The sequence below is a fragment of the Mucilaginibacter gilvus genome, assembly GCF_004054195.1.
Classification (GTDB): domain Bacteria; phylum Bacteroidota; class Bacteroidia; order Sphingobacteriales; family Sphingobacteriaceae; genus Mucilaginibacter; species Mucilaginibacter gilvus.
This window is the reverse complement of sequence record NZ_SBIW01000004.1, coordinates 267,511-292,703: the sequence shown is the minus strand read 5'-3', so window position 1 is coordinate 292,703 and position 25,193 is coordinate 267,511. Positions and strand designations below refer to the sequence as shown.

At 44.1% G+C, this 25,193-nt stretch carries 18 protein-coding genes and 1 tRNA gene; 9 read left to right on the top strand and 10 right to left on the bottom strand.

The genetic code is table 11. The features are described from left to right. Nucleotides 1-12: 12 nt before the first annotated feature. Nucleotides 13-2,133, bottom strand: a complete 2,121-nt coding sequence (locus tag EPL05_RS11325; protein ID WP_128534073.1) for a bifunctional aldolase/short-chain dehydrogenase — start codon at nt 2,131-2,133, stop codon at nt 13-15. Between the two features lie 150 nt (nt 2,134-2,283). Then, nucleotides 2,284-3,372: an L-rhamnose/proton symporter RhaT gene (gene rhaT, locus EPL05_RS11320; RefSeq protein ID WP_128534072.1), complete on the bottom strand. Its 1,089-nt coding sequence runs from the start codon at nt 3,370-3,372 to the stop codon at nt 2,284-2,286. A 378-nt stretch (nt 3,373-3,750) separates the two neighbouring features. Between rhaT and EPL05_RS11315 the strand changes: the two genes are divergently transcribed. The 3 genes from EPL05_RS11315 (at nt 3,751) to EPL05_RS11305 (ending at nt 5,838) form a co-directional block, all read left to right on the top strand. After that, nucleotides 3,751-4,149 (top strand): VOC family protein, encoded by a 399-nt coding sequence (locus EPL05_RS11315; protein WP_128534071.1) that lies wholly within the window; start codon nt 3,751-3,753, stop codon nt 4,147-4,149. 127 nt (nt 4,150-4,276) lie between these two features. Next, nucleotides 4,277-5,029, top strand: coding sequence for a hypothetical protein (locus tag EPL05_RS11310; protein ID WP_128534070.1), 753 nt, complete (start codon nt 4,277-4,279; stop codon nt 5,027-5,029). Between the two features lie 302 nt (nt 5,030-5,331). After that, nucleotides 5,332-5,838, top strand: coding sequence for a hypothetical protein (locus EPL05_RS11305; protein WP_128534069.1), 507 nt, complete (start codon nt 5,332-5,334; stop codon nt 5,836-5,838). An 88-nt stretch (nt 5,839-5,926) separates the two neighbouring features. Here the strand turns inward: EPL05_RS11305 and EPL05_RS11300 are convergent. The 3 genes from EPL05_RS11300 to metG form a co-directional block, all read right to left on the bottom strand. Continuing rightward, nucleotides 5,927-5,998 (bottom strand) — tRNA-Arg (locus tag EPL05_RS11300). Nucleotides 5,999-6,161: 163 nt separating this feature from the next. Beyond that, nucleotides 6,162-6,992 carry a methyltransferase gene (locus EPL05_RS11295; protein WP_128534068.1) on the bottom strand — a complete coding sequence of 277 codons (831 nt, stop codon included), beginning with the start codon at nt 6,990-6,992 and terminating at the stop codon, nt 6,162-6,164. A 163-nt stretch (nt 6,993-7,155) separates the two neighbouring features. Beyond that, nucleotides 7,156-9,222: a methionine--tRNA ligase gene (gene metG, locus EPL05_RS11290; protein ID WP_128534067.1), complete on the bottom strand. Its 2,067-nt coding sequence runs from the start codon at nt 9,220-9,222 to the stop codon at nt 7,156-7,158. Between the two features lie 115 nt (nt 9,223-9,337). On the opposite strand from metG, the gene EPL05_RS11285 reads away from it, so the two are divergent. Together EPL05_RS11285 and EPL05_RS11280 are read left to right on the top strand one after the other, a co-directional pair. Beyond that, on the top strand, nt 9,338-10,255 hold the full coding sequence (locus tag EPL05_RS11285) for a S66 peptidase family protein (RefSeq protein WP_128534066.1): 918 nt from the start codon (nt 9,338-9,340) through the stop codon (nt 10,253-10,255). A gap of 15 nt (nt 10,256-10,270) precedes the next feature. Then, on the top strand, nt 10,271-10,678 hold the full coding sequence (locus EPL05_RS11280) for a DoxX family protein (RefSeq protein WP_128534065.1): 408 nt from the start codon (nt 10,271-10,273) through the stop codon (nt 10,676-10,678). Nucleotides 10,679-10,707: 29 nt separating this feature from the next. On the opposite strand, the gene EPL05_RS11275 is transcribed toward EPL05_RS11280, so the two are convergent. The 4 genes from EPL05_RS11275 to EPL05_RS11260 all read right to left on the bottom strand — a co-directional run bounded on the left by EPL05_RS11275 (nt 10,708) and on the right by EPL05_RS11260 (nt 17,428). After that, the gene (locus EPL05_RS11275; RefSeq protein WP_128534064.1) at nt 10,708-11,661 is read right to left on the bottom strand and encodes a carboxypeptidase-like regulatory domain-containing protein; all 954 of its coding nucleotides are present in this window, start codon (nt 11,659-11,661) and stop codon (nt 10,708-10,710) included. A 211-nt stretch (nt 11,662-11,872) separates the two neighbouring features. After that, on the bottom strand, nt 11,873-12,721 hold the full coding sequence (locus EPL05_RS11270; RefSeq protein ID WP_128534063.1) for a BT_3987 domain-containing protein: 849 nt from the start codon (nt 12,719-12,721) through the stop codon (nt 11,873-11,875). Between the two features lie 17 nt (nt 12,722-12,738). Continuing rightward, nucleotides 12,739-14,196 (bottom strand): SusD/RagB family nutrient-binding outer membrane lipoprotein, encoded by a 1,458-nt coding sequence (locus EPL05_RS11265; RefSeq protein WP_128534062.1) that lies wholly within the window; start codon nt 14,194-14,196, stop codon nt 12,739-12,741. A gap of 10 nt (nt 14,197-14,206) precedes the next feature. Next, nucleotides 14,207-17,428: a SusC/RagA family TonB-linked outer membrane protein gene (locus EPL05_RS11260; RefSeq protein WP_128534061.1), complete on the bottom strand. Its 3,222-nt coding sequence runs from the start codon at nt 17,426-17,428 to the stop codon at nt 14,207-14,209. A gap of 185 nt (nt 17,429-17,613) precedes the next feature. On the opposite strand from EPL05_RS11260, the gene EPL05_RS11255 reads away from it, so the two are divergent. The 4 genes from EPL05_RS11255 to EPL05_RS11240 all read left to right on the top strand — a co-directional run bounded on the left by EPL05_RS11255 (nt 17,614) and on the right by EPL05_RS11240 (nt 22,527). Beyond that, the gene (locus tag EPL05_RS11255; protein ID WP_128534060.1) at nt 17,614-17,949 is read left to right on the top strand and encodes a PadR family transcriptional regulator; all 336 of its coding nucleotides are present in this window, start codon (nt 17,614-17,616) and stop codon (nt 17,947-17,949) included. Nucleotides 17,950-17,973: 24 nt separating this feature from the next. Further along, the gene (locus tag EPL05_RS11250) at nt 17,974-19,626 is read left to right on the top strand and encodes a PspC domain-containing protein (protein ID WP_128534059.1); all 1,653 of its coding nucleotides are present in this window, start codon (nt 17,974-17,976) and stop codon (nt 19,624-19,626) included. Next, entirely contained in the window at nt 19,626-19,835 is a 210-nt protein-coding gene (locus tag EPL05_RS11245) for a hypothetical protein (RefSeq protein ID WP_128534058.1), read from the top strand. Before EPL05_RS11250 ends, EPL05_RS11245 begins: the two co-directional genes overlap by 1 nt. Nucleotides 19,836-20,067: 232 nt before the next feature. Then, nucleotides 20,068-22,527: an outer membrane beta-barrel family protein gene (locus EPL05_RS11240; protein WP_128534057.1), complete on the top strand. Its 2,460-nt coding sequence runs from the start codon at nt 20,068-20,070 to the stop codon at nt 22,525-22,527. A gap of 137 nt (nt 22,528-22,664) precedes the next feature. On the opposite strand, the gene EPL05_RS11235 is transcribed toward EPL05_RS11240, so the two are convergent. Further along, a complete protein-coding gene (locus tag EPL05_RS11235) occupies nt 22,665-25,163 on the bottom strand; it encodes a M14 metallopeptidase family protein (protein WP_128534056.1) in 2,499 nt (832 codons plus the stop codon). Nucleotides 25,164-25,193 lie beyond the last annotated feature (30 nt).

The window sequence follows — 25,193 nt, the reverse complement described above, 5'->3', positions numbered from 1 at the left end:
ATTTATTGCGAATTATCTTACAAATCCTGCGGCAACGCCCCCATCTACGTTAATCACATTCCCGGTTGATTTACCGAGCAAGCCACCAGTTAAAGCAAAGCATGCATTGGCAATATCTACCGGAAGAATCACCTCGTTAAGCAGGGTCCGTTTAGCGTAATAAGCAGGTAATTCGGCAACTGTAACGCCGTAAGCTTTTGCACGGCCTTCGGCCCACCCGCCGGCCCATATATTGCTATCGCTTATTACCGCATCCGGGTTAATTACGTTTACACGGATATGATCGGCACCCAGTTCGGCAGCGTTCAACCTGCTCAGGTGCAGCTGCGCCGCTTTTGCGCTGCCGTAGCCTGCGTTGTTAGGCCCGCTTACCAAAGCATTCTTACTCACGATGTTGATGATATCGCCACCAATTGCCTGTTTTTTCATTACAGCAACCGCAGCCTGGGTTACAAAGAACTGCCCTTTCACCAATACATTGTATAGCAGGTCCCAATCCTTTTCGGTATGGTCGCCTATGGTTTTTGAGATGGACAGACCCGCGTTATTAACAATCAGATCAACCCCGCCAAAGGCCAGTATGGCTGTAGCTATAGCGTGCTGGATCTGGCTTTCGCTGGTGACATCTAACGTTGCGGTTGTGCAGGCATCTTTACCAAATTGTTTTACAAATTCCTCGTAGGCACCGGCCAAGCGGTCGACATTCATATCATTCAGGATAACAACGGCACCCTCTTCCGCGAATTTTTTGGCGATGGCTTTACCAATGCCGCCGGCACTACCGGTTACCAAAGCAACACGGCCAGATAATGCTTTTGGCTTAGGCATGCGCTGTAATTTTGCTTCTTCCAGCAACCAATACTCGATATCAAAGGCTTCCTGGCGTGGCAGGGAAGTGTATTCGGAGATCGCCTCGGCACCCTTCATTACGTTGATGGCGTTGATGTAAAACTCAGCTGCTACCCTTGCCGTTTGTTTATCCTTTGCAAAGGTGAACATGCCCACACCGGGATACAATATCACCACCGGGTTAGCATCGCGGATGCCGGGGCTGTTGGGGTGTTTGCAAGTGTTATAATAATCCTCGTACATTTTGCGGTACTCCTCAAATGCAGGGGTAAGTTTTTCTTTTATGGCAGCAACATCGCCAAGGTCTTCACCCGCTGCAAGCGTTAAAACCAGCGGACTGATCTTAGTACGCAAAAAGTGATCGGGGCAGCTGGTACCCATGGGTGCCAAACGGTCCAGGTCGTTAGAATTGGTGTATTCCAATACCCTTACATCATCGGTATAGTGGCCTATCATTTGCGTTTTTGAAGAACAGAAACCGCGTAGTATCGGCGCCAGGGCAACGGCTTGTTTTTTACGGTCGGCCTCATGCAGGCTTTCTATTTTTTGCCCACCAAATACGCTGCCATTTTTGGCGTAGCTTTGCTCGAGGTATTCAGCACATTTTTCTATTACTTCGAGGGTGTTGATATAGCTTTCATAAGCCGTATCGCCCCAGGTGAACAAGCCATGCGAGCCAAGCATAATGCCGCGGATGCCGGGGTTATTATCCAGACACTCTTTCAGCTGCAAGCCCAGATCGAAACCGGGGCGTTGCCAGCCTACCCAACCTATGGTGCCGCCGAATAATTCCTGCGTTATCTTCTCCCCGTCTTTTGCTGCCGCGATAGCAATAGCTGCGTCGGGGTGCAGGTGGTCGATATGTTTGAAAGGCAAAAAGCCGTGTAAAGGCGTATCTATCGATGGTGCTTTAGAATCAAGATCAAAAATGCTGTGGTTAAATAATGCTACCATTTCATCTTCAAACTCAATTCCGCGGTAAACATTGGTTAGGCTGCGCAGCCTGTCAACATATAGGGCAGCCAATCCGTTTTTTTTCAGGGTGCCAATATCGCCACCCGACCCCTTTATCCACATCACCTGTACTTCTTTTCCGGTCAGGGGGTCTTTATCTGTTACCTTGCAGGAGGTATTGCCGCCCCCGTAGTTAGTAAGGCGCAGATCGGCACCGAGCAGGTTAGAGCGGTATATTAACAGGGCTACTTCGTCGCCGGCCAGTTCATCGGCTTTAGCATCGTCCCAGAGGTAGCTTACGTGTTTAAATTGTGTTGTATTGACAGACATATCTTTCAATTATTATATTTATTATTACTAAAGTCGCCCATAGTTTTTGGGCATTATCGGGTTAACACTTCGAATTTAGCTAACCAATATTTTCAAACTGTCATGCACTGTCTTGCGCAAGGTGATGTTTAAATCATACACTGCTCAAGATCAACCCTTAATAGAATTACCATAACCCACGATCAGTACAGAAATGATGATGGTAACAATCCCCGCAATTACCGTAGTTAAAGCCTTTTTACTCACCCCTTTCCATTCCTTTAACACCAGGCCCCAACCATTGGCTACCAATATAATGAAGGCCATGTGCAGGATCCACGAGCTTGCGCCATTGCCCAGCTTGCTTTCGCCCATGCCATAAAAAAAGAATTGCAGAAACCAGGTAGTGCCTGCCAAGGCCGAAAAGATATAGTTTTTTAACAGCGGCGTTTTACTATCGGTGTAGTTGCCAAATGTTTTATTGCGGGCGTTTAAAACCATGCACCATATAAAGTTGGTTGTTAAGCCACCCCAAAGGATCACTATGTAGGTAACGTTGTTTTTGTAAAGAAAATTAGCATTATCGGTAATGTGGTTGGCCGTTCTCCATGCCGCGTTTGCCGCGTTCGCCATATCTGCACCCGCATCAATACCGAACGCAAAACAAGCGCTGAGCACACCCGATATAATGGCAACGGTTATACCCAGGCCAAAACGGTACTCTTTATTTTCGTTGGCTGCGGCACCCTCTTTAGCCAGGTCGCGCTCTTTTAAAGTACCGGCTCTGCCGCAAATAATTATACCAATAACGCATACCAGGATGCCCAATAAAACCATTTGTCCCCAATGGGTTGTAGCCAGTGTACCAATGCTATCTTTACCAGCCGTTGGCGAAAACTGGTAAAAAACCGCGGGCACCAGAGCCCCAAATACCGAGCATAGGCCCAATATAATGGTGCTGCCTAACGATACGCCCAAGTAGCGGACGCCCAAGCCGTACGTTAAGCCGCCGATGCCCCATAACAATCCGAAGAAATAGGTTAAGCTCAAAATACCGCCATTGGTAGCCTGAATGATCTCTACAAAATGCGGAACAGTTAACCATGCTGCTACAGGCGGAACGATAAGCCAGGAGAAGATACCGCCTACTATCCAAAAGCTTTCCCAGGCCCAACCTTTTACTTTTTTATAGGGTATATAAAAACTGCCCGAGGCAAAACCACCGATAAAATGGAATATGATCCCAAATATTGCTTGCATGAAAATTAGGTTAATTGGTAAATAACAATGCTAAGCTAACTAACCCAAACCTGATAACTGTTATGTACTGTATTGGCAAGGGAAATTTATTGGGGGTGCTTAGGGGGTATTTGCCTTCGGTTTGAGGAAAAATAAATTAGTTAAGTTTAATGGTGAAGTCCGCTGGGATTAAAATGGAAAAGCGGGTTTTGCGATACAAAACTCGACCTCTTTTATGGCTGATTATATTGTGCCGCGTTTAGCTTATTATTTGCCGGCATTATGATTATCCAACTATTTTATCAAATCGTAACATTGCGCCTGTTGACATACTGCTGTCACCAGGCCATTTTACATTTGTAACAACAATATTTTTTTAGCGATCAAAACAATAAGATAATGAATTTAACATCACTACGGATCATTACCGATGACCTCAAAAATCTGGTTCAATTTTTTGAAAAAGCCACAGACTTGCCTGCTAATTGGTATACTGAAGACTTTGCGGAAATAGTTACCCCGGGAGGGACATTAGCGTTAGGCAGCACGCGAACGATGGGCTTATTTGGCCAGAATATTACAGAAGCAGCCAGTAACAAAAGCGTGATCATCGAATTCCGCGTTAAGAATGTTGACGATGATTACGAGAGGATAAAAGATCTGGCAGGCACCATCGTGCAAAAGCCAACAACTATGCCCTGGGGCAATCGCTCGTTATTATTTCGCGATCCGGACGGCAATTTGATTAATTTCTTTACACCGGTCACTCCTGAAGCTATTAGCAAATTTGGCCAGTAATACAATGATCGGCAGGGACGATTTGTGTTGTGTATGAGGATGTGGTTAACTAAATCTTCGAGTTATGTGCTTTGGCTCAAACAAAGGGGCGCGCTTTTACTTATTATATTAACAATAAAACTTTGGCATGAAAAAACTAAATAAGCTGCTTGTATTGGCAGCGGCAATACTAACTATCACTTCGGCAGCGAACGCCCAGGGCATGATGGGTAAAGAGGTCTCAGGAACGATGCAGATACAGGGAATGTACCGGCAAAGTAAACTGGGGCAGCTAAGCGGGATCTTAAATGCCAACGGCATTCCGGCTTTACCCGATAACAATTATTGGCTTAACGTGTCTATGAATCATAGCCGCAAAAACTGGATCATGGAGGATGGAATTGGAGCCAGTTTTATGTCGAACTCGGCGGCTAATACAACCAACGGCATCAGAGCCAAATACAATCAATACCAAATTTATGGCCGGCTTGGCTATAACGTTGCTACACATGAAAAAATGCGGGCGTTCCCCTTCGTTGGGTTGAATTTATCGGCGGCCATGTTAAATATTCGCGACGATAAACGCACGCAAAATACATCTGATTTTTCGACAGAACTGTTAAATCAAACGGCAAGCAAAACTTTATGGAACCCGCGCTTTGGCCTGGAGTTTGGTGCAGGTTTTGATTATTTGATAGGCATTAAAGATAAAAAGATAGATAGCTATACCATCCATCGCAGTTTGCCTATCGGCGTAAGGTTTGGTTATTACTTGCAAGCCTCTAATAGTAACTGGAAGATAGACGACAACTATAAGTTGCAAAATGGGCCCAACAATAAACAAAGTAACATATTTATCAATGTAAACATAGGTTTGGGTTATAAGGTGCAACGCCCCTAACTGAAGAACACTTGATAGCGGATGTTGCTTCAAATTTATAACTGAAATAAAAAAGCCTTCAGATTTTCATCTAAAGGCTTTTTCAATTTTATTCCCATGCTGAGCATACGGCGGTCATTTAGTGGTCCTTAGACTACAAAACTCGAACTCTTTTATAGCTGCTTTGCATTGTGCGGCGGGTTTAGAGGATAATTTGTTAGGGTTTTGAAATAAATATTCTTCTATTAACATTAAGCGATTATTTATAATAATTTTAGTTTTTCGAAATAACATGTGTACTAAGAGATTTTATTGGGGGGGGGGTGATATTCCTCTCTGTTGTTGTGACTGGTTGTTTTATTAGCGCTGGGACACATGGTTCTTTAAAGGAATATAAATATGCAATAAAAAAGGAAAAGTTGCAACAAGCAATAATGAAGGTTATAAAAAGCAGCTCTAATATCTATAGAGACACCTCATTGGATAAATCAAGTAATCCACCAACTAATTCAGCTTCTTCGGGAGATCAAAGTACTGGTGATAATTATTATAATGATGTGGAAAATTATGTCACAATAAAAATAACTTCCGGACAAGAAGTTAATGAATATACTTTTAGATACTATGGAGATGAAGAAGATTGGAAAACTTCCAGTAACTCTGAAATTTTTATTTGTTACGCATTTGATAAAAATCACAAAGGAGGAAGTGATTGTAACGGAGGAGTAACAAAAGAAATGTTGAAAGAGTTTACTGATATATTTGAAAAGGAATTTATAAGCAAAGTCGATCTTGAACTAAACTTGTCTCATACAGGCGAATCTCATTAATAACAATAAAAATAAAAACCCTTCAGATTTCCATCTAAAGGGTTTTAAATAATCTTTCCCATGCCGTTCCCATGGATGGGTGTAAATGTGGTCCTGACGAGAATCGAACTCATATCTAGAGTTTAGGAAACTCCTATTCTATCCGTTGAACTACAGGACCTATCAAATATACAAATGTGCGGATGTGCAAATATGCAGATTTTAAGAAATGCAAAGGTGCAAATTTTGGTTGAGTTTGTCAAAATCATTTGCACATCTGCTAGGGCAAGATTGAAAGTAAGCTGAAGAAGCTATGTAACTCTTTGTTTATAACTACCGAAACTTTAAATAGGGGTGCAAACAAGCCAATCCATAATGGTTGGCCTCCGTTCGCAGTGCAGTTCGAATTTTTCGTTTAAGCTCAGGTTATGGGTTTCCGGGTAAACGTAGGTTTGGGCTTTTTCAATATCACCAATACTTTTAATTATTTTGATATGATGTGTTTGTTTGAACAGCTCAATTAAGTTAAGCGAAGTGCTCAGGTTCAAAAAATCGTGCGTTTCAATCAGCAAATCGCAGTCTTTTAAATTGGAAACGTTTTGCGGCGTAAAAAGATGTTCTTCATAGCCTTCACAATCACAAACAATTAACGCATGGCCTGTAAATTTAAAATGGACCAGCTCTTTCGCCGTGCATGTTTCCCTTAAAATCACCTTGTCATCCACGCCGTTTAGGTGAGCCATTTTTTCACACAAGGCTCTGGCAGTTTCGTCGGTATCGTATGCATATACTTTTGCCCGCGGTTTTTTTAAGCTCAAACCAATGGCGTAATAACCCTCAGCACAACCAATATCCAAAATTTCGGTGTAGTTATTCCCCATTAATTCACCTATTACCTGATGAAGTTCTTTTTCATAACTACCCAAAAGCTTTGGATAAAGTGAGCTGCCCACGGACGACAAAGAAGGATATTTCATGCCCTTAAATGGGCCGCTCAACACTTCTTTCTTTTCAAAAATTGATGCGTACGGTCCGCCTTCAACGTTTACTATGACCTGTTTTACTCTGCGGCTGTAAAAAGCAAAAAAACCAAGTTTAGCCACGGGTTTTATAAATATCCAAAGCAATTTATTGTTTACAGCAGCTGCTATCCCCCTTTTTATAACCGATTTCATTGTTTGTTTTAAAAAATTAACCGACAAATTTTAACCGGATTTTATAACGCCTTCCGCATTTCATTTAGCTCTGAAATTAACCTATCAAACCGGATTTCACAAGATAAATCAATATTGTTTTCAGGTCGTGACTTTATTGCGGAGTACATTCTGCACATTTGCTTTATCGCGTTACCGATCCGTTCGGCATATTGTCGATAGGCGCTACAAAGCTTAGTTTGCCTTCTGCGTTTTCGGCCATCAGTATCATCCCTTGCGAAAGGATACCTTTTATCTCGCGAGGCTCGAGATTAACCAGTATGCTTACCTGCTGCCCAATGATAGCTTCGGGTTCGTAGTGCTCGGCAATGCCAGATACTACCGTGCGTTGATCAATGCCTGTGTCAATGGTCAGTTTTAAAAGTTTCTTGGTTTTGGCTACTTTTTCGGCGGTTAAAATAGTGCCGGTACGGATATCCATCTGCGCGAAAGTATCAAAATTGATGTTCGCTTTAGCGGGTATCACGGGTGCAACAACTTTAGCAACCGAGGCTTGCTTTTTATCGGCCAGCTTTTGTATTTGGATGTCCATCGCCTCATCCTCTACCTTGGCAAACAACAACGCCGCCGGGTTTAGCTGGTGCCCGTTGGCAAACTCCAATTCCTGGTCAAAACTCACCGAATCAACGTTCAGCATCCCAAATATTTTTGCAGCTGTGCCCGGTAAAAATGGCTGCAGGCAGGTTGCAATGTGCCCAACCAATACCACGTTATTGTGCAAGGCTGTTTTAGCCGCTTCATGCTCTGTTTTTATAGTTTTCCAAGGCTCCTGCTCGGTAAGATAACGGTTACCCATACGGGCCATATCCATTACGTTCTGCATTGCGGCACGGAAACGGTAATTCTCCAGGTTTTTGCCCAGTTCATCATAATAGCCGCCCAGCTCTGCGTCAATTTTGGCGTCTGTCAATTTTAGTGTAGTGCCGTCGGTTTCTACTTTGCCATCGTAATATTTATGCATCAGCACCAGTATGCGATTCACATAATTGCCCAAAATGGCAACCAATTCGTTGTTCACGCGTGCCTGGTAATCTTTCCAGGTAAATTCGCTGTCGCTGGTCTCGGGTAATATCGAAGTAAGTACGTAGCGCAATTCATCCTGTTTGCCCGGAAACTCTTCCAGGTATTCGTGCAGCCAAACGGCGTGGTTGCGGGATGTGGACAGTTTATCACCTTCGAGGTTTAAAAACTCATTGGCGGGCACATTCTGTGGTAAAATATAATCGCCGTGCGCTTTCAGTATCGCCGGGAATATGATGCAATGAAACACGATATTGTCCTTGCCGATGAAGTGCATCAGGCAAGCGTCGTCTTCGGTATTGGCTTGTTTTTTCCAGTATTGCTGCCAATCCTTGCCGTTATCTATAGCCCATTGTTTAGTAGCAGAGATGTAACCTATCGGCGCATCCATCCACACGTACAATTTCTTGCCTTTTGCTTCCTGTAGTGGTACATCAATACCCCAATCCAGGTCGCGGGTCATCGAGCGCGGCTGCAAGCCCGATTTTAACCACGAGCGGCATTGCCCAAATACATTCACTTTCCACTCGCCTTCCTTCTCGTCTATCCATTTCTCAAGCCAGGGCTGGTATTTATCAAGCGGCAAAAACCAGTGTTTGGTTGGCTTAAGCACGGGTTTTTTATTGCTCAGGGTTGATACCGGGTTGATAAGATCAGTAGGATTTAACGATGTGCCGCAATTCTCGCATTGGTCGCCATAGGCCTTATCATAACTGCAAACGGGGCAGGTACCGGTAATGTATCGATCGGCCAAAAACTGGTCGAACTCCTCATCGTAATATTGCTCCGAGAATTTCTCGATGAACTCACCCTTCTCGTACAAATTCAGGAAAAACTCCTGCGAAAGGTCGTGATGTATGGCAGATGAGGTGCGGTGATAGATATCAAAAGAGATCCCAAACTCCGCAAAACTGTCTTTTATCTGGTTGTGGTATTTATCAATAATGGCCTGGGGCGTTGTGCCCTCCTTTTTGGCTTTGATGGTGATGGCTGCGCCATGCTCGTCAGATCCGCAAATGTATACCACGTCCTTTTTCATCAGCCGCAGGTAGCGCACAAAAATATCGGCAGGCAGGTACGCGCCGGCCAGGTGACCTATATGCAGCGGCCCGTTTGCGTAGGGAAGGGCCGATGTTATTGTATATCTTTTATATTTATTAAGTTGCGACATTAAGCAGGTATGTTTATTAATTTGCAAAGATAAGTTTTTAGTCGGGAAGACGGAAAGTCTGAATGACCGAGAAAGACTATCATCATCCTTAAAATTGTTAATTGAACCCGGACTTATGCGGACTTTAGGCTTTTCTGCCCCCACTATACCCCCTTACCTGCAAAAAGGCGACAAGGTAGCCATCACCTGCCCGGCAAAAAAGCTCCCCATCCCCATGACGAGCGCTGTCAATTTGCTGCAAAGCTGGGGACTGGAGGTTATCCTCGGAGAAACGGTAGCCGCATCATATAATCAATTTGCCGGCGACGACGAACTTCGCGCGGCGGATATGCAGCGCTTTATCGATGACGACAACGTTAAAGCCATTATTGCCGCCCGCGGTGGCTACGGCACCATCCGGATGATAGATAAGGTTGATTTTAGCCGGTTGGTTACCAACCCAAAATGGGTTGTGGGCTTCAGTGATATTACGTTACTGCACTCACATATCATCAACAACTATAATTTGGCTTGTATCCATGGGCAAATGCCATTAAATATACCCGATGCCTCTGCCTGGTCGCTGGAGACTTTGCGATTGGCGCTGTTTGGTGAGGAATTGGCTTATCAGATTCCGCCGAACCCGCTTAACCGGTTAGGCGATACCAACGGCGTATTAATAGGCGGCAACCTATCCCTTTTGGTAGCAACAAATGGCTCGGTAAGCGATGTAGATTACAACGGCAAAATACTGTTTATAGAGGATGTGGGCGAATACCTTTACTCGGCAGACCGGATGCTGCGCTGCCTTAAGCGCGCCGGTAAGCTCAAAAACCTTGCGGGTTTAATAGTGGGCGGCTTTACAGACATGAAGGATAACGACATTCCCTTTGGGCAAACTATACCGCAGATAGTGATGGACGTAGCCCGCGAATATGATTACCCCGTTTGTTTCGATTTTCCGGCGGGGCATGTATCCAATAATTGCAGCCTGGTACTTGGCAAAACCGCAAAGCTATCGGTAAAACAAGGTGGCGCATCGTTAAGTTATTAATCAAAAGTAAAAAATATGGCTTACTTAAGCAGTTTAAACAAGTATAAAGATTTTGGCCTCCTCGTTATTCGCATTGGATTGGGCGCCATGTTCATCTATCACGGCTACCCAAAACTTATAGGTGGCAAAGAAATGTGGATTGGGCTCGGCAGCTCTACAAAGTACGTGGGTATCACTTTTTTACCTATGATATGGGGACTACTGGCCGCAATTACCGAAACCGTAGGTGGTGTGCTGATCATATTGGGGCTTGGGTTTCGCCCAGCCTGTTTGCTGTTACTAATTAATTTAATAGTAGCTGCCGCAACGCATTTTGGCAAAGGCGACGGTTTAGACGGTGCCGCACACGCTATTGAAGATGCTGTGTTTTTTGCAGGTTTATTCTTTATAGGACCTGGTAAATACAGTGCCGATAAAAAATAAGACCGGCGCCTGGTGGCGCCGGTCTTATTTTATTGATTCATATATTCTCCGAGCGCTTTGATATAATTATCATCAATATCTCCTTCATTGTCTGCAAAGAATTTTTTTACTTTATCAGGTTCGCTGGCAAATACTGCTTTTATCGCTTTACTCCTCAGTTCAAACTTTTGCGGCTGGCCGGTACCCACTACGCAATAGTAGGTGCTTTCATCTTTATACTCATCATAGTTATGACCAGACGAGGTGAACCCGTTTGTGGTAAAGTCGGCTTTAACGAATTTTGTTGTTAACGTACGGTATATTTTATATTTAGGCCCGTGCGCCAAAACCTGTACATATCGCTTATTATCTATTGCAGATACCTCTTCAAAAGTAGACGGGACGGCGTTCTCGTCAAAAAGTGTAAATCCTTTGATCTCGTTTTTTTCCACCAGCATTGCAGTCTTCCTGGTACGGGTAAACATAAGCGAACCTGTTATTTTATCATAATTAAACAGATAGGTAGCATCCTGCTTTATAGAATCTTTAGGGCTGATTGCAAAACCGTGCACCCAGTTCTCAAAAAGGTAACGGCTTCCATGCAATCCCTGGTCAGCACCCGTGCCAATGTGGTTAATGGATTGCACGTGATCAATTCGGGATTCATCGGGCTTAAAAAAATTATTTTCCTTCTCCGTTTTTGCCGGCCCTGTACTTCCTGAATCCAATGGAAGTAAAACCTTAACATTTGCAGGATTATCTATTTTAACTTTAACCTCACTGTGAAAAGCGGCAGACACAAACAAATTTGAAGCAGGGTCGGCTTTCAGGCTAAAAGAACCATTCTGGTCTGAATATGTAGCATACGGGTGCTGCGAGTCTACTACAAATGCAAAAGGAACAGGGTTTCCTTGTTGATCGGTTACTGTGCCGCTAACCGGAACTGTTTGGGCATGTACCAAACTTACGGATGCTATTAAAAACGCAAATAATATTTTTTTCATAAGAGATATTTCTTTTCAATTAAGACATTGAAAATATTCATTTCGATACAGAAAACAACAATCTATTATGTAACATTTTTGAGGCACGAAAGCTTGGCAATCATTTAGCTAAGACATGAAGTTCCAATTAAATCAAAAAAGCAACCTTCAGTCTTATGCAAAAAAAAAGCCCGGGTTTTACCCGGGCGTTTTTACAATGATAACATTAAACTTACAGTTTTACTAAAGTTTGAGTTATAGTACGTGGAGCAGCTGTATTATAAAAATAGGTCAAAGTAAAGGTTTTAGTTGCCGGATCGTATTTGTTAACACCACCTGGTGTTAACGCTACAGAAGGTTGCGCCGCACTTGAAAGCGATACACTGTTATCTGCATTAACGACTATCTTTAAGTCTGATTTCAAATCCGCTAAAGCGCCACCAATTATTGATGTAGCACCTGCTGTGCTCATAGTTACATTATAGCTAAATGGAAATGGACCTAAAGTAGGATGAACCCTGGTACCGGTTGTTTTGTAATCACCATCGTACTTGTTTTTAACCTGTACGTTGTACAAAACTGTTTTATAGTTGCTGATTTGCTGGCCGCCACCATCAGTGATTGTCAATGGCAACACATAATTGGTATTTGCAGGATCGATAAGCGCTGAATTCACGTTAATCACAAATGCAGATAGGTTAGTACCGGCCTTGATCGTTGCGGACAAGGTGCTTGTGTAGTAACTAGCTGGTAATAACTGGTAGCTGGTGCCATTAGCGGTATTGTAAGCTGTTAATGCTGCCGGGTCAACCGATAATTTAACGGCAAGGTCAGAGCCAAGTGTTTTAGGCGCTGCCAGGTTAACTGCTAATGATACAGAGACCGGTGTAGCCGAAATATCAAGCGCTAAGGCCTGAAACAAACCACCAGAACCACCAACGTTAGCAGCAGAAGGCAACTCTACAAGGGGAGTCGCTCCCGCAAAATCAACATAGTGAGAATCGTCTTTAAGACATGAGCTGAGCCCTGCCAGCGCAAACAATGCGACGAAGGCCGTTTTTATATAAAATGTTTTTTTCATTTTCTTATGTTTTAAATTTATTTGGCCCAAAATATCTTAGATGTAAATACATTTATCGTTCCTTCGCCAGCTACCACATTTGCGTTGGTAGCGTACTCTACAGAAGGATAAGGGATACGTGTAACCTGGTTAGGAGGATTAGCGCCCGGATAAATTGACAATGGAACGTCGTTAGGGTAACCGGTTCTGCGTAACTCGTTAAATGATTCCAACGCGCCGAAGATAGCAAGTGCTTTCCATTTCTCGTTGATGATAGCCTGTAAAGCGGCAGCGCCACCACCGGCTGGATATGCATGCTGACTTATGTAATTATCTACGCCGGTTGCACCATCATAAGTAAATGATGCCTTTATACCAGCGGCATATAGAGCAGCAGCGGTGCTGGTAGACGATGTTATATAACCAAATTGCACGCCTTCTGCTTGTAAAAACAAAGCTTCAGCCGGAGACATAATAAATGCAGACATAGTTGCAGCCTGCAATATACCAGGGCCAACTTTACTCGGTGGACTGCTTGGTGGGGTTGTACCACCAAATGGGGTTGAAATAATATTACCACCAGTTAATGTGTACACCCTGAAACCGCGTGTATCGCCGTCTGATGTTAACTTGGTAGCGGCATACGAGTTAGCCTGGTATTGGTTGTTGTTAGCTTGCGCGCCACCATTTTGAGTATAACCATAGTTTCTCCAAAGCGGGCTTTGCTGGCCATTGTTGGCATCGCTATTAAGATAACCCGGGTTTACAGCGGCAGGAGCTGACTCATCGATATAACCGGAAGCCTGTGTTGCGGCAACTGCAGCTTTTAGCGCAGCTGTTTTACCGCTTACATTACTTTGGCGAAGCGCCAAACGCAGCTTAAGCGTATTAGCAAATTTCAACCATTTGGTCATGTTACCATTGTACATAATGTCTGCTGAGTTGGCTGTTTGTGCACCAGCGCTAAGAGTTTGCAAGCTTTTAATAGCTGCATCAAGACGTACAAGTAATTTGTCGTATACATCAGAACCTTTTTCGTAAGTGGGGTTCAGCACACTAACGCCTTTTATTGCATCGCCGTAAGCAACGTTGTTGTAGTTATCAACAAGTGCCTGATAATCGTACACGGTCATAACCTCAGCCATTGCTCTATAGCTCGCGTCGGTTGTTTGATTGTACAATGCGTTGTAATTACTGATGTTTAAATAAAGAGGAGACCAAACATCGTATGTTGCAGAAGTGATCTGGTACGATAGCAAAGCAACGTTAGCCTGGAAACCAGTGCTCCAGCTTAAATAACCATCCCATGCAGCATACATTGTAAACCCGCCGCCATTTATAATGTCTGCTGTAGTTTTCAGTGCACCCGTCAGTGCCGCTCCTGGTGTTGAACTCGAAGGTGCGTTAGGGTTCGTCGCCAGCTCCAGATAATCTTTTTTACAACTGCCTGCAGAAATTGCAAGGGTTGCGACTAATATTGTTAAAAACTTTTTCATTTAATTTTAATTAAAATGTTACACTTATAGTACCACCAAAAAAGCGCGATGGCGGCATTTGGTTAGTGCTGTTAACACCGATATCACCGTTGTTAGGGCTGTTAGCAAACTCTGGGTCAACCCAGTTGTTTGTTTTTGGCCTGAACATAAATAAGTTACGGCCGTTAAGAGCAAAAGATGCACGTTTGATAAAATTGGTCTTTTTGGCCCAACGGGTTAAATCGAAGGTTAAGCTTGCTTCACGTACCTTCCAAAATGCACCACTTGAAACGTAAGCAGCACCTGATGAATAAAATGCACCGGCATCCCAGAAACCAAGTGCGCCGTCTGATACGCTAACTGTTGTGTTTGGCGTATAAACCGGGGCTGCAGCCGTACCGGTGTTGATAACTGAGTTAGGGAATATGAAACGCTGACGATCTGATGATGTAGAGAACTGAGATACACCCGCAGCAGTTGCAGATTGTAAGCTCTGGCTAAAGATCACGTTACCGGCGCGGTACTCTTCAGTTACCGATAAAGTAATGAATTTGTAGCTAACTTGTTGCGTTAAACCTAAAAGGTATTTAGGTGTAGTTTGGCCAGCGTTAACCAAAGTTGGGTTAGCTGATGGCATGCCTGTTGTAGGGTTTACTATCACTCGGCCTTTATCATCACGGTTAACATCTGTTACGTAAATAACAGTATATGGCAAGCCAATTGCTGCAAAAGTGTTAGCTATGGTGTAACCGCCTAATGACAAACGCTTTAAATCACCAAACAACGAAACTACTTTCGAGTTCTGAATAGTGAAGTTACCGCTCAGGTTTAAACCAACGCCATTTGCACTTTTCCTAAGTACATCTAAATTTAACATAAACTCCGCACCAGTGTTCTGTGTTTCACCAATGTTAAGAACAGAACCAGTATAGCCTGTTGTTGGCGATGTAGATACGTTAAGTGTTTGGTTTGTAGTGTGGGTATTGTAATAAGTAGCGTTTAAGTTAACACGGCTATCGAAGAAACCTAAATCAGCACCAACCTCAACTTCTTTTGTTATCTCCGGTTTCAGGTTGGGGTTGTTCAAAGTAGAACTTTGAGTTAAGCCACCTACGTTACCGTAAGGGAAACCATTTGTAGTGTTAAAAGTATTAAGCGAGCTGTAAGGATCAACGTTTACGTCACCTACCTGGCTGTAACCACCGCGGATCTTAGCAAAAGAAAGGATCTTGCTACCTTTTAAAGCATCGATAGCTGAGGTTAGAACCAATGAACCTTTTACCGAAGGATACCAGATAGAGCGATTTGCAGCAGTAAGCCTTGAATCGTGGTCGTTACGAAGGGTACCTTCTACGAATGCCCAGTCTTTCCAGCCTAACGAAAGGTCACCGAAATAAGCTATCTGGCGAATTTTGCGAGTATCCTGACCAGCATTTGGAACACCTAAAATAGCATTTACATTGTAATAATCCTGTATGGCCAGGTTGTTTGATCCGTTAGATACAACATCAACATATTCTTGCCAAATGCTATTACCAACTAATAAATTAGCTTTTAATTGGTCATTAAAGAAGTTGTAATGGAAGTTGGTTAAAACATCCTGTTGGATACGGCTATAACCTTGTGGACCACCGCGGCCAATAGTGCTGCCACCATCACCAAATTGTTTGTAGTTGCTTACGGTACCCGGGTTAACGGCCGCTTTATAAGAAGAAGCAACAGTACCACCACCGTTCGTTGGATCGCTTAGTGCGTATGGCGTGTAGTTGATCTGCGCACGACGGCTTTGTTCTTGGTAAAGACCACCGTTGTAGCTTAAGCGGTATGTTGCATCAAACCATTTTGTTGGTGTTAATGTACCCGAGAAGCTACCGTTAAATACATCCTGGCGTTTTTTAATACGAGAGTTATTAATACTCCAGTATGGGTTGATACCATAAGAGTTGAAGTAAGTGCTCGGATCGGCAAAAGGCTTGGTTGGGTCTTTAAAATTTTGCAGGGGAACCCATGATGGCGTATTGTATATAGTGCTTAAGATACCACCATAGTCACCATATACATCAGAGTTAGATTGTGAAAAGCTTCCGGTTGCATCTGCTCTGAACATACCTACGGTTTTTACTCCGGTTATACGCAATTGAGTTTTGTTGAATTTATCAAGCGGAACGATACCTTTTTGATCTAAACGGTAGGCAGTTAAGTTGAATGCGTTGTTAGCATCGCCGGCTGCATAGCTCACGCTGTGTTGATCGCTGTGACCGGTTTCGAAGAAACGACGGGCGTAGCTTTTACCTGATGGCGCGGCGTAAGGATAAGACTGAATAGTACCATCCTCCAAAGGAATACCCAATGCCTGTAAGTGACCGTCATAAGCCGGGCCGTAAGACTGGTTTTCATAAGGAGTGGTAGTTGTAATGAAACCGGTAACAGGATCCTGGTAAGGGGCACCTTCACCACCGTAACCACCAAACTTGTTTTGCAAAGCTGGCATGTAAGAGATCTGCTCTAACTGGTAAGTGTTTGAATAAGTGATCTGTGGAGTACCACCTACGCTACCGCGTTTGGTAGTAATAACCAATGCACCGTTAGATGCTTCTGAACCGTAAAGTGCAGCAGCACCAGCACCGTTCAGGATGTTAACGCTTTCGATATCATCCGAGTTGATCGAAGAAACCTCGTTTGGAGAGATCGGCGTACCGTTCAAAACCACCAACGCAAAGTTGTTACCGTTAATGTGGCGGTTACCACGTAGCGTAAAACGAGTATCGGGATTGATACCGTTGTTTACTGTAGATACCAGCAAACCAGGGGCTTTACCGGATAAACCAGTGGTAAAGTTGGTAGGGTGAGCCTCGGTAAGTTGTTTTGCAGTAATGTTAGTGGCAGCGTAACCTAATTCTTTAGATTGACGCTTAACACCAAGCGCGCCTGTTACAACAACTTCACCAAGCTCCCTGCTTGATGTTTTAAGGGTAACATTCAACACACTGTTGCCACCAACGGCAACCTCTTGTGTGCTGTAACCCAAAAAGGAAACGATAATAGTTCCGTTAGCGGGTACGCTAAGAGAATACTTTCCGGATGTTGAAGTTTGAGTACCTGTTGCAGTACCTTTCACCCTTACCGTCGCTCCCGGTATTGGCAAGCCATCGTCACTGGCTGTAACCGTACCGGATACTGTACGATTTTGTGCATATACCTGTGTTATGCATAACATCAGGAAACACAAACTTACTAGTAGAAGTTTTTTCATGTTTGTTAATAATAAGATCAGTTAATAGTTAATTAATCATAAAAGTAGTGTTACGCGATCAATAAATCAAATAATTTCTAAAAAAAAGACTCGAATTGTTAAAATAAGTTAAAAAATAAAAATAAAGTAAAAGAATATAGTACTATGTATTGCATAATACATTCTTAAACATATATCTTTGCATTATGATTGTTGAGAACACACAAACCCAAATGAGGAAAGGCATACTGGAGTATTGCATCCTTTCCGTTATAGCGAAGGGCGAGATATACGCTTCAGACATAATTGCTGAATTAAAAAAAGCCCGGCTGCTTGTTGTTGAGGGTACGCTATACCCCTTGTTAACCCGATTGAAGAACAATGGCCTGCTGTCATACAACTGGGTAGAGTCTACCTCAGGCCCGCCACGTAAGTACTATGTGCTGAGCGATGAAGGCCGAAAGGTTTTGGAGCAGCTCGACACCACATGGAAGGAACTGGCTTTTGCCGTACAAACCGCAATTGGAGACAGAAACAATTAATTATCCTTAACTATCACCATCATCATGAATAAGACTATCATCATTAACATAAACGGCACCGTTTTCCATATAGAAGAGGATGCCTACGAGATACTTAAAACGTACATGACCACTGTAACGCGTCATTTTATGAACTCGGCCGACAGCCTGGAGATCACCACCGATATAGAGAACCGCATAGCGGAAATGTTCACCGAAATTTTAACCCGCGAAGGCAAACAGGTTGTTGTTGCGCAGGATGTAAATACAGTGATTGGGCAAATGGGTTCGGTAGAGGATTTTGAAGCAGAAGAAAATGGCGAAAACCCTGGCCAGGCCTACACATACACCACCGAAAACCGCCGGCTCTTCCGCGATGCGGACGACCACCTCGTAGGCGGAGTTGCCGCAGGGATCTCAAACTACTTTGATATCAACGCTATTTGGGTAAGGCTTGGGTTTCTACTCTTATGCGCCGGCGGTGGCATTGGCTTTCTTTTGTATATCATCCTGTGGATAGTTGTGCCAAAGGCTGTTACCCGTGCCGACAGGATGGCCATGAAAGGCCAAAAGCTGGATCTGCATGGGTTTAAGCAAAACTTTGAGGAGGAATTGAGCAACGTAAAGGGCAACCTCAACACCCTCAGGCACGAAGCCAAGCCTCTTGCCTACAAAACCCGCGATTTTGCAGGCGACGTATTTGGCCACTTTGGTACGTTTATTGGCGGCGCATCAAAACTGGTATTTAAGCTTGTTGCAATCTCTGTTTTGTTAGCTTGTTTTGCCGCCATGATAGGGCTTGTTATAACTATAATAATGTTCACCGTGTACGGCAACACCGCGCTAACGCATGTGTTCCCTTTCAACATCGTAAACCAGGAGGCCAACACCATGTTTCTTATTTGTGGTTTTCTTACTATGGCCATGCCTTTACTGGCTATTATACTGGTTATTATTAACGCTGTATTTAAAAGCAGCACCATCGGCCGTACAACAGGCTCGGCATTGTTAATGGTTTGGGTGGTAGCTATTAGTATAGTTATATACTATACCGCCAAAGCCGGTGCCAATTTCAGAGAAGGTGCCAGCTTTAGCCAAAGCATTAGCATAAAACCACAGGCGGATAGCACCTACTATTTAAAACTAAACGACATCAAATACCTGAGCCGCGAGGATAGCGTGCGCCTGCAAATAAAAGACAAATTCGATGGCCGTGTTATCCTGGATGACGATGACGATAATAACATGGATATGCCGAACAAGAACATCGATATCTACATCGAAAAAAGTGACGTATCGCAACCTGTGCTGGTAGAATCGTTCAGCGCGCGTGGCCGCGATTACGAAGATGCTTTATCAAATGCACGTGGCATCAGCTACCAGTTTCAGCAGGTAGGCAATGTGTTAAAGTTTAACCGCCGTATGGAGAAACAGGAAGATAAATTCTGGCGCGCCCAGGAGCTGCACCTTACCTTAAAAGTACCGATGAATTACAAATTGGTTATTGATCAAAACCTCGACAGGTTTGTAAGAGGCGTAAGCATTTACGATTGTAAAGAAATCAATAAACAGGAAGGTGCATCGTCTGCCAAGTTTATCATGACCGAGAACGGTTTACAATGCAAGGTAGATACCCTGGTGCTTCCACAATCCAAAAAAATCGTTATACCAGCCGATAGTACACAAGTCGGAGAATAATGAAACTCATCATAAAGTATATAAGCCTGCTGCTATTCAGCGGGCTTATATTACCTGTTTGCAACTTAAAAAGCCTGCAAACAGCAACCGTCTTACCCATTAAAAAAGCAATTCAATCCTCTAAATACCAGGCGGTAAAGCCTGCAACTATACTTCCGCTTATCACCAGCCAAATTGTGGAGCCACTGCTCCCCGCATTAAAAAATTAAAATAAGATGTAACCTTAACCCCTGTTTTTGCATCTTACTAATAAACAAAAGCACCTTGCTGTTAATGGCAGGGCAAATTTAAAACAACAACTATGCAGAACATCCATCATATAAATCACACACCAAAACCAGCTATTATTTGATAGCACACTACTAAACACTTTTACTTACTAACGCAAAAAAATGAAGGGCGACCTTCCCTGGCATCTTATTGCCCAATTTTTTCTAAACCATGAAAACTATCATCCACTTCATATATATTATACTCTTTGTATTTATCGCAGGCGCAGCCAATGCCCAGCCCAAAAACAATTCACAAAACGCAAGCATTTCGGGCTCATTATTGAACGAACAAGGCAAGCCGATAGATTTTGCAACGGTAACCTTGCTACGCGCGAAAGACTCATCCGTAGTAAAAGGAACCTTAAGCACAGATGCTGGTACTTATGTGTTTGATAAAGTCCCCGCCGGCAGTTACCTGGTATCAGCTACAACTGTTGGATATCAAAAAACCGTGAGCCAGCCAGTAACTGTTAGTGGCGAGCAGCCGGCCGTAACCGTACCGGCCATAAAAATGCAACCGGGCAGCAAAAGCCTGCAAACGGTAAACATTATATCGGTAAAACCGCTGATAGAACGCAAAGCCGACCGTACCGTAATGAACATTGAGAACAGTGTTTTGGCAGCAGGCAATTCGGCATTGGAAGTTTTGGAACGTGCTCCGGGAGTAACTATTGATAAAGACGACAACATTAGCCTGAAAGGCAAGCAGGGGGTTACCGTAATGATAAACGATAAGCTTACCTATATGTCGGCATCGCAGTTAACAACCATGCTGAAATCTACCGATGCATCTACCATACAGTCTATCGAGATCATCACCAATCCGTCGGCTAAGTATGATGCCGCCGGGAATTCGGGCATTATCAATATCAAACTAAAAAAGAACAAGCAAAGCGGTACAAACGGTAATTTAAGCCTGGGCGTTGTACAAGGCAAACGGTTTAGGGACAATACCAGTCTTACGCTCAACCACAAACAGGGTAACCTTAATTTATTCGGCACATTTAGCAGGGGCGATGCGCAGCGATTAAATGTATTGGATATCGACCGTGTGGTTGATAGCGCAACTACCAGCACCTATTTTAAACAACGCACCGAATTACGCTCTACCGTGCATTATAATAACTACCGCGTTGGTGCTGATTATGCCACATCATCAAAAAACACGCTTGGCTTTGTTATTAATGGCGATTACACTAACGAATATAATAACCCCAACACTTCGGTAACGCACCTTGGCCGTACCCCCGCCGCAAACGATTCGTACCAAACCACAACTTCGGTTATTAAGCAAACCTACCGCAACTTCGCGGCTAATTTAAATGACAAGTTACAGATAGATACCAACGGACAGGAACTAAGCCTGGACATGGATTACTCTATATTCCACAATGGTTCTAACGCGCAATACGACACCTATTTTTATACTCCGGCAGGTGGTTCGCAAATGCCGCCTATGTTTATCCGCAACCAAACACCATCAACCATAACCATTTACACCCAAAAGGCAGATTACACGCTGCCCATAACCAAAAGCGTAAAATTTGAAACCGGTGTAAAATTCAGTTCGGTGAAAACGGATAATGACCTGCAAGCCCAAATAAACAGCGGCAACGCCTTTATAAATGATACCAGCCGTACCAACCGTTTTATTTACGACGAAAAAATTGCCGCCGCTTATGTAAATATGAGCAAAACCTGGGCAAAAACATCGGTACAGGCCGGTGTACGTGCTGAACACACCTCATCAATGGGAGATTTAGTAACTAAAAACCAGGCATTAAAACGCCACTACCTAGATTTTTTTCCTAGCCTGTTTATCACTCACACCTTTTCTGACAAGCACGAAATGGGATTAAACTACAGCCGCCGCATTGACCGTCCCGGTTACGACCAGCTAAACCCATTCCGTTTTTATTTGGACCAGTACACTTACGAACAGGGAAATCCTTTCCTGAAACCGCAGTACACCAACTCTTATGAGCTAAGCTACACCTATAATAAAACCATTAACGTAACGCTTGGTTACAGCCAAACAAATGATGTAAGCACCGAGATCATCCTTACGGATACTATAAGCAAAGCAACCTATCAAACACGCCTTAACCTGAACAGGCAAAACTCTTACAACATCAACATCAACTCGCCGTACACTATTGCCAAATGGTGGACAGGGAACGTAAATTTCACCGGTTTTCACCAGCAGTTTAAGTCCGATTCGCTGTTAGGTGCTACCTTAAACTCGGGCAAAGCAACTTACGTGATCAGAACAACACAAACGTTTTTGGTTGCCAAGGGATATAAAGCTGAGCTATCTGGCAATTACCAATCGGCCTTAGCATTTGGTATATTCAATATCAAACCGCAATACTCCATAGATGCAGGCGTAAGCCATTCTTTCTACAACAAAAAAATGAACCTGAAATTCGCGGTGAGCGATATATTTAACACCCGCAAAAACACTGTAAGCAGCCGTTACCAAAACGTAAACCTTGATGTAAGGCAAAAGAACGATACCCGTGTGGCGCGCCTTACTTTCACCTATAACTTTGGCAACAGCAAAATAAAATCACGCCAGCACCAAACTGGTGCCGACGACGAAAAAAGCAGGGTGAAAAGCGGGAATTAAGAGTTCGGCCCCCTCCGCCCCCTAAAGGGGGAACTTTTGAAATGCAAAAGCCCTCATGGTTTACACTATGAGGGCTTTTTATATTTCTGACTCTCTTGAATCAAATTTCGGCTCCCCCTTCAGGGGGCTGGGGGCTTCTACTGCCCCACCATAAATACTGCGTTGCTGAACATGAGCTTGCCATTTTCCCAGAAACTGCGGAACAGGGGATCGTCGGCCATGTAAATAACCGAGCCGCGGCCCATGCTTTGCACACCAAGTAACATGCCGTTAGCAATTTTTTGTTTGGATTGAGCACCAGCAAAGCCCGATACATAAGCATCTTTTTTTACGGTGCCTACATTCCAGCCATCATCGCCCAGCGGCTCATAAATGTCGTCGTTCATTTTCAAGGTATAGTAATAGTTTGGCATACCAAAGCCCAGCGGGTGGGTATTATCCAAACTCATCTTAAATATAGCACCGGGGATACCAGATGATATCGCGTCGCGCTCGCGATTGGCGTAAACTTTTACTTCCGGCGTTTTATCCTTCTTATCATCTTTTTTATCTTCTTTATGCTTAATGCCAAAGTCTTTTTTATCAGCTAATAACGATACCGCGTTCTCCATGGCTATAAGCCTGCCGCCATCGCGTACCCAGGCCTGCAGTTTTTCTGAAGGGAAGCCATCGTAACGGCCATCGGGGAAAATAGCGACGTCAAAGTCGGACAGTTTGGTACGGCCAAGATCCTGGTATCTGATGAGGGTGATAGGGTAACCTATCTGCTGCTCAAACAAGTGCCATACTTCGCCCATCGCTTCGGAGTTTACGCCGTCGCCTGTCATGAGCACCACGCGTGGTTGTTTAATAAAACGAACCTCGCTCGAGCCGATATCATTCCCCTTATCCATAAAACCGGTAGATATTGGTGTGAGCTCGTGGCCCAGTTCCGCAGCGGTTTGGGTAACCACCTGGTCAAAATCGGCCCTGTCGTTACCGGCCTTAGTTATCAACAGCGAACCAGCCATGAATTTTTTACCCGCAATTTCAAAAGGCGTTTCGGAGTAGCGGGCTTTTATGCCTTTATTCATCAGGGCGGCTAAAAACCGCACATCAGCTACCGACTGCCAGGCCGATACGTAAGCGTAAGCATGTGTGTTTTGTAAAACCTGCGGCTTAGCAACATTCCAGCTGGCGGTGGCCGGCTTAAGCGATTCCTTTAAACCATAAGCGCGCAAGCCGAAAGCGTAAGGCAATGCCCATGCGGTGATATCATACGTGGCCGAATCTGCAATAAAAGTGGTTGGCTCCATCAGCACGTTAAGCAATACCGCTTTTGGCTGGTAGGCGTTTATCACCAAGTCGTTGGCATCTACATTATAGGTCTCGGTTTTCCCGCTGAAATAATCGAACCCGGTAATGCTTTTTGCAGCCAGGCCATAACCATATTGTATGCCATTACGTGCCAGCAATTTGGCCAGTTTATCTACCTTTTCGTTATTGTCGTTTTTAATAATGTATGTTTTGTACGGGCCCGGCGGGTTGGCTTTACTGTTATCAAAGAACTTTTTAAATTCCGTAAGTAGTTTACCGGCATTGGTGGAAGCAGTTTCTATAGTGCTGATACTGGTAGAATGGTGATGCGCCACACGCTGCACCAGCGTTAAGGTATCGCCACTGCGGGTAACCACTGCAAGGCCGCCACTGATGCCGCCTTGCTCATAGGTCATGCCGATAGAGCCGTTGTACAGCGGGTAGGTATCGCCGTAAGAGGGGTACAACAGATCGAACACCTGCTTGGTGAAATACATCCAGCCGTTCTTATCAAAATCCTTAGCGTTGTTCTTGCCAATGGTCACCTGGAAATCGCGCTGCCATTGGGTAATATCCTTGTGGTACGGCTCTGCCGCAGGGGCAAAGTAATACGGTGAGTTAACGCCCTGCTCGTGGTAGTCTACGTGCACTTCGGGCAGCCATTGGTTGTACAGGCCAATGCGGTTCTGCGTTTCCTTTTGCGCTTGCCATGCCCAATCTCGGTTCAAATCAAAATAATAATGGTTCACCCTGCCGCCTGGCCATGGTTCCGCGTGTTCGCGGGCGGTTGGGCTTGGGTCGGGCTTACCGGCCTTTACCGAGTTATAAAAGTTTACGTAGCGGTCGCGCCCATCCGGGTTAAGGCATGGGTCTATAACTACCAAAGTATTTTTTAACCAGGCTTTGGTGCGGGTGTTTGCCGGGTTAACCAAGTCAAACAGTGTCCACATAGCAGCCTCGCTTGAGGCAGGCTCATTCCCGTGTACGTTATAGCTAAGCCATAAAATAACCGGTGCATCGGGCAGGTTGGCAGTTCCGTTTTCCATACCCGCCAACTTTAGGTTATTATGACGAATATCCTCCAAACGGCCAATATTTTCGTCAGACGCGATAAACATGGCCAACTGCGGCCTCCCCTCGTTGGTGGTACCAAACTGTTGTAATTTTACGCTTTTTGATGCCGTGGCGACGTATCTGAAATACTCCACAATGCGGTAATGCGGGGTGAATTGCTCGCCGGGCTTGTAGCCTAAAAATTGTTCGGGCGATTGGATGTTTTGGGCGAAAGCAGCTGAAAAAGATGCAACAGCTATAACAACGAGGAGTAACCTTTTTATCATAATATTGATGTTGGGGTGATGTAAAGGCTA

Coding starts and splice junctions, on each gene's coding strand:
- EPL05_RS11325 (WP_128534073.1), bottom strand. CDS start 2,133: ATGTCTGTCAATACAACACAATTTAAACACGTAAGCTACCTCTGGGAC.
- rhaT (WP_128534072.1), bottom strand. CDS start 3,372: ATGCAAGCAATATTTGGGATCATATTCCATTTTATCGGTGGTTTTGCC.
- EPL05_RS11315 (WP_128534071.1), top strand. CDS start 3,751: ATGAATTTAACATCACTACGGATCATTACCGATGACCTCAAAAATCTG.
- EPL05_RS11310 (WP_128534070.1), top strand. CDS start 4,277: ATGAAAAAACTAAATAAGCTGCTTGTATTGGCAGCGGCAATACTAACT.
- EPL05_RS11295 (WP_128534068.1), bottom strand. CDS start 6,992: ATGAAATCGGTTATAAAAAGGGGGATAGCAGCTGCTGTAAACAATAAA.
- metG (WP_128534067.1), bottom strand. CDS start 9,222: ATGTCGCAACTTAATAAATATAAAAGATATACAATAACATCGGCCCTT.
- EPL05_RS11285 (WP_128534066.1), top strand. CDS start 9,338: ATGCGGACTTTAGGCTTTTCTGCCCCCACTATACCCCCTTACCTGCAA.
- EPL05_RS11280 (WP_128534065.1), top strand. CDS start 10,271: ATGGCTTACTTAAGCAGTTTAAACAAGTATAAAGATTTTGGCCTCCTC.
- EPL05_RS11275 (WP_128534064.1), bottom strand. CDS start 11,661: ATGAAAAAAATATTATTTGCGTTTTTAATAGCATCCGTAAGTTTGGTA.
- EPL05_RS11270 (WP_128534063.1), bottom strand. CDS start 12,721: ATGAAAAAAACATTTTATATAAAAACGGCCTTCGTCGCATTGTTTGCG.
- EPL05_RS11265 (WP_128534062.1), bottom strand. CDS start 14,196: ATGAAAAAGTTTTTAACAATATTAGTCGCAACCCTTGCAATTTCTGCA.
- EPL05_RS11260 (WP_128534061.1), bottom strand. CDS start 17,428: ATGAAAAAACTTCTACTAGTAAGTTTGTGTTTCCTGATGTTATGCATA.
- EPL05_RS11255 (WP_128534060.1), top strand. CDS start 17,614: ATGATTGTTGAGAACACACAAACCCAAATGAGGAAAGGCATACTGGAG.
- EPL05_RS11250 (WP_128534059.1), top strand. CDS start 17,974: ATGAATAAGACTATCATCATTAACATAAACGGCACCGTTTTCCATATA.
- EPL05_RS11245 (WP_128534058.1), top strand. CDS start 19,626: ATGAAACTCATCATAAAGTATATAAGCCTGCTGCTATTCAGCGGGCTT.
- EPL05_RS11240 (WP_128534057.1), top strand. CDS start 20,068: ATGAAAACTATCATCCACTTCATATATATTATACTCTTTGTATTTATC.
- EPL05_RS11235 (WP_128534056.1), bottom strand. CDS start 25,163: ATGATAAAAAGGTTACTCCTCGTTGTTATAGCTGTTGCATCTTTTTCA.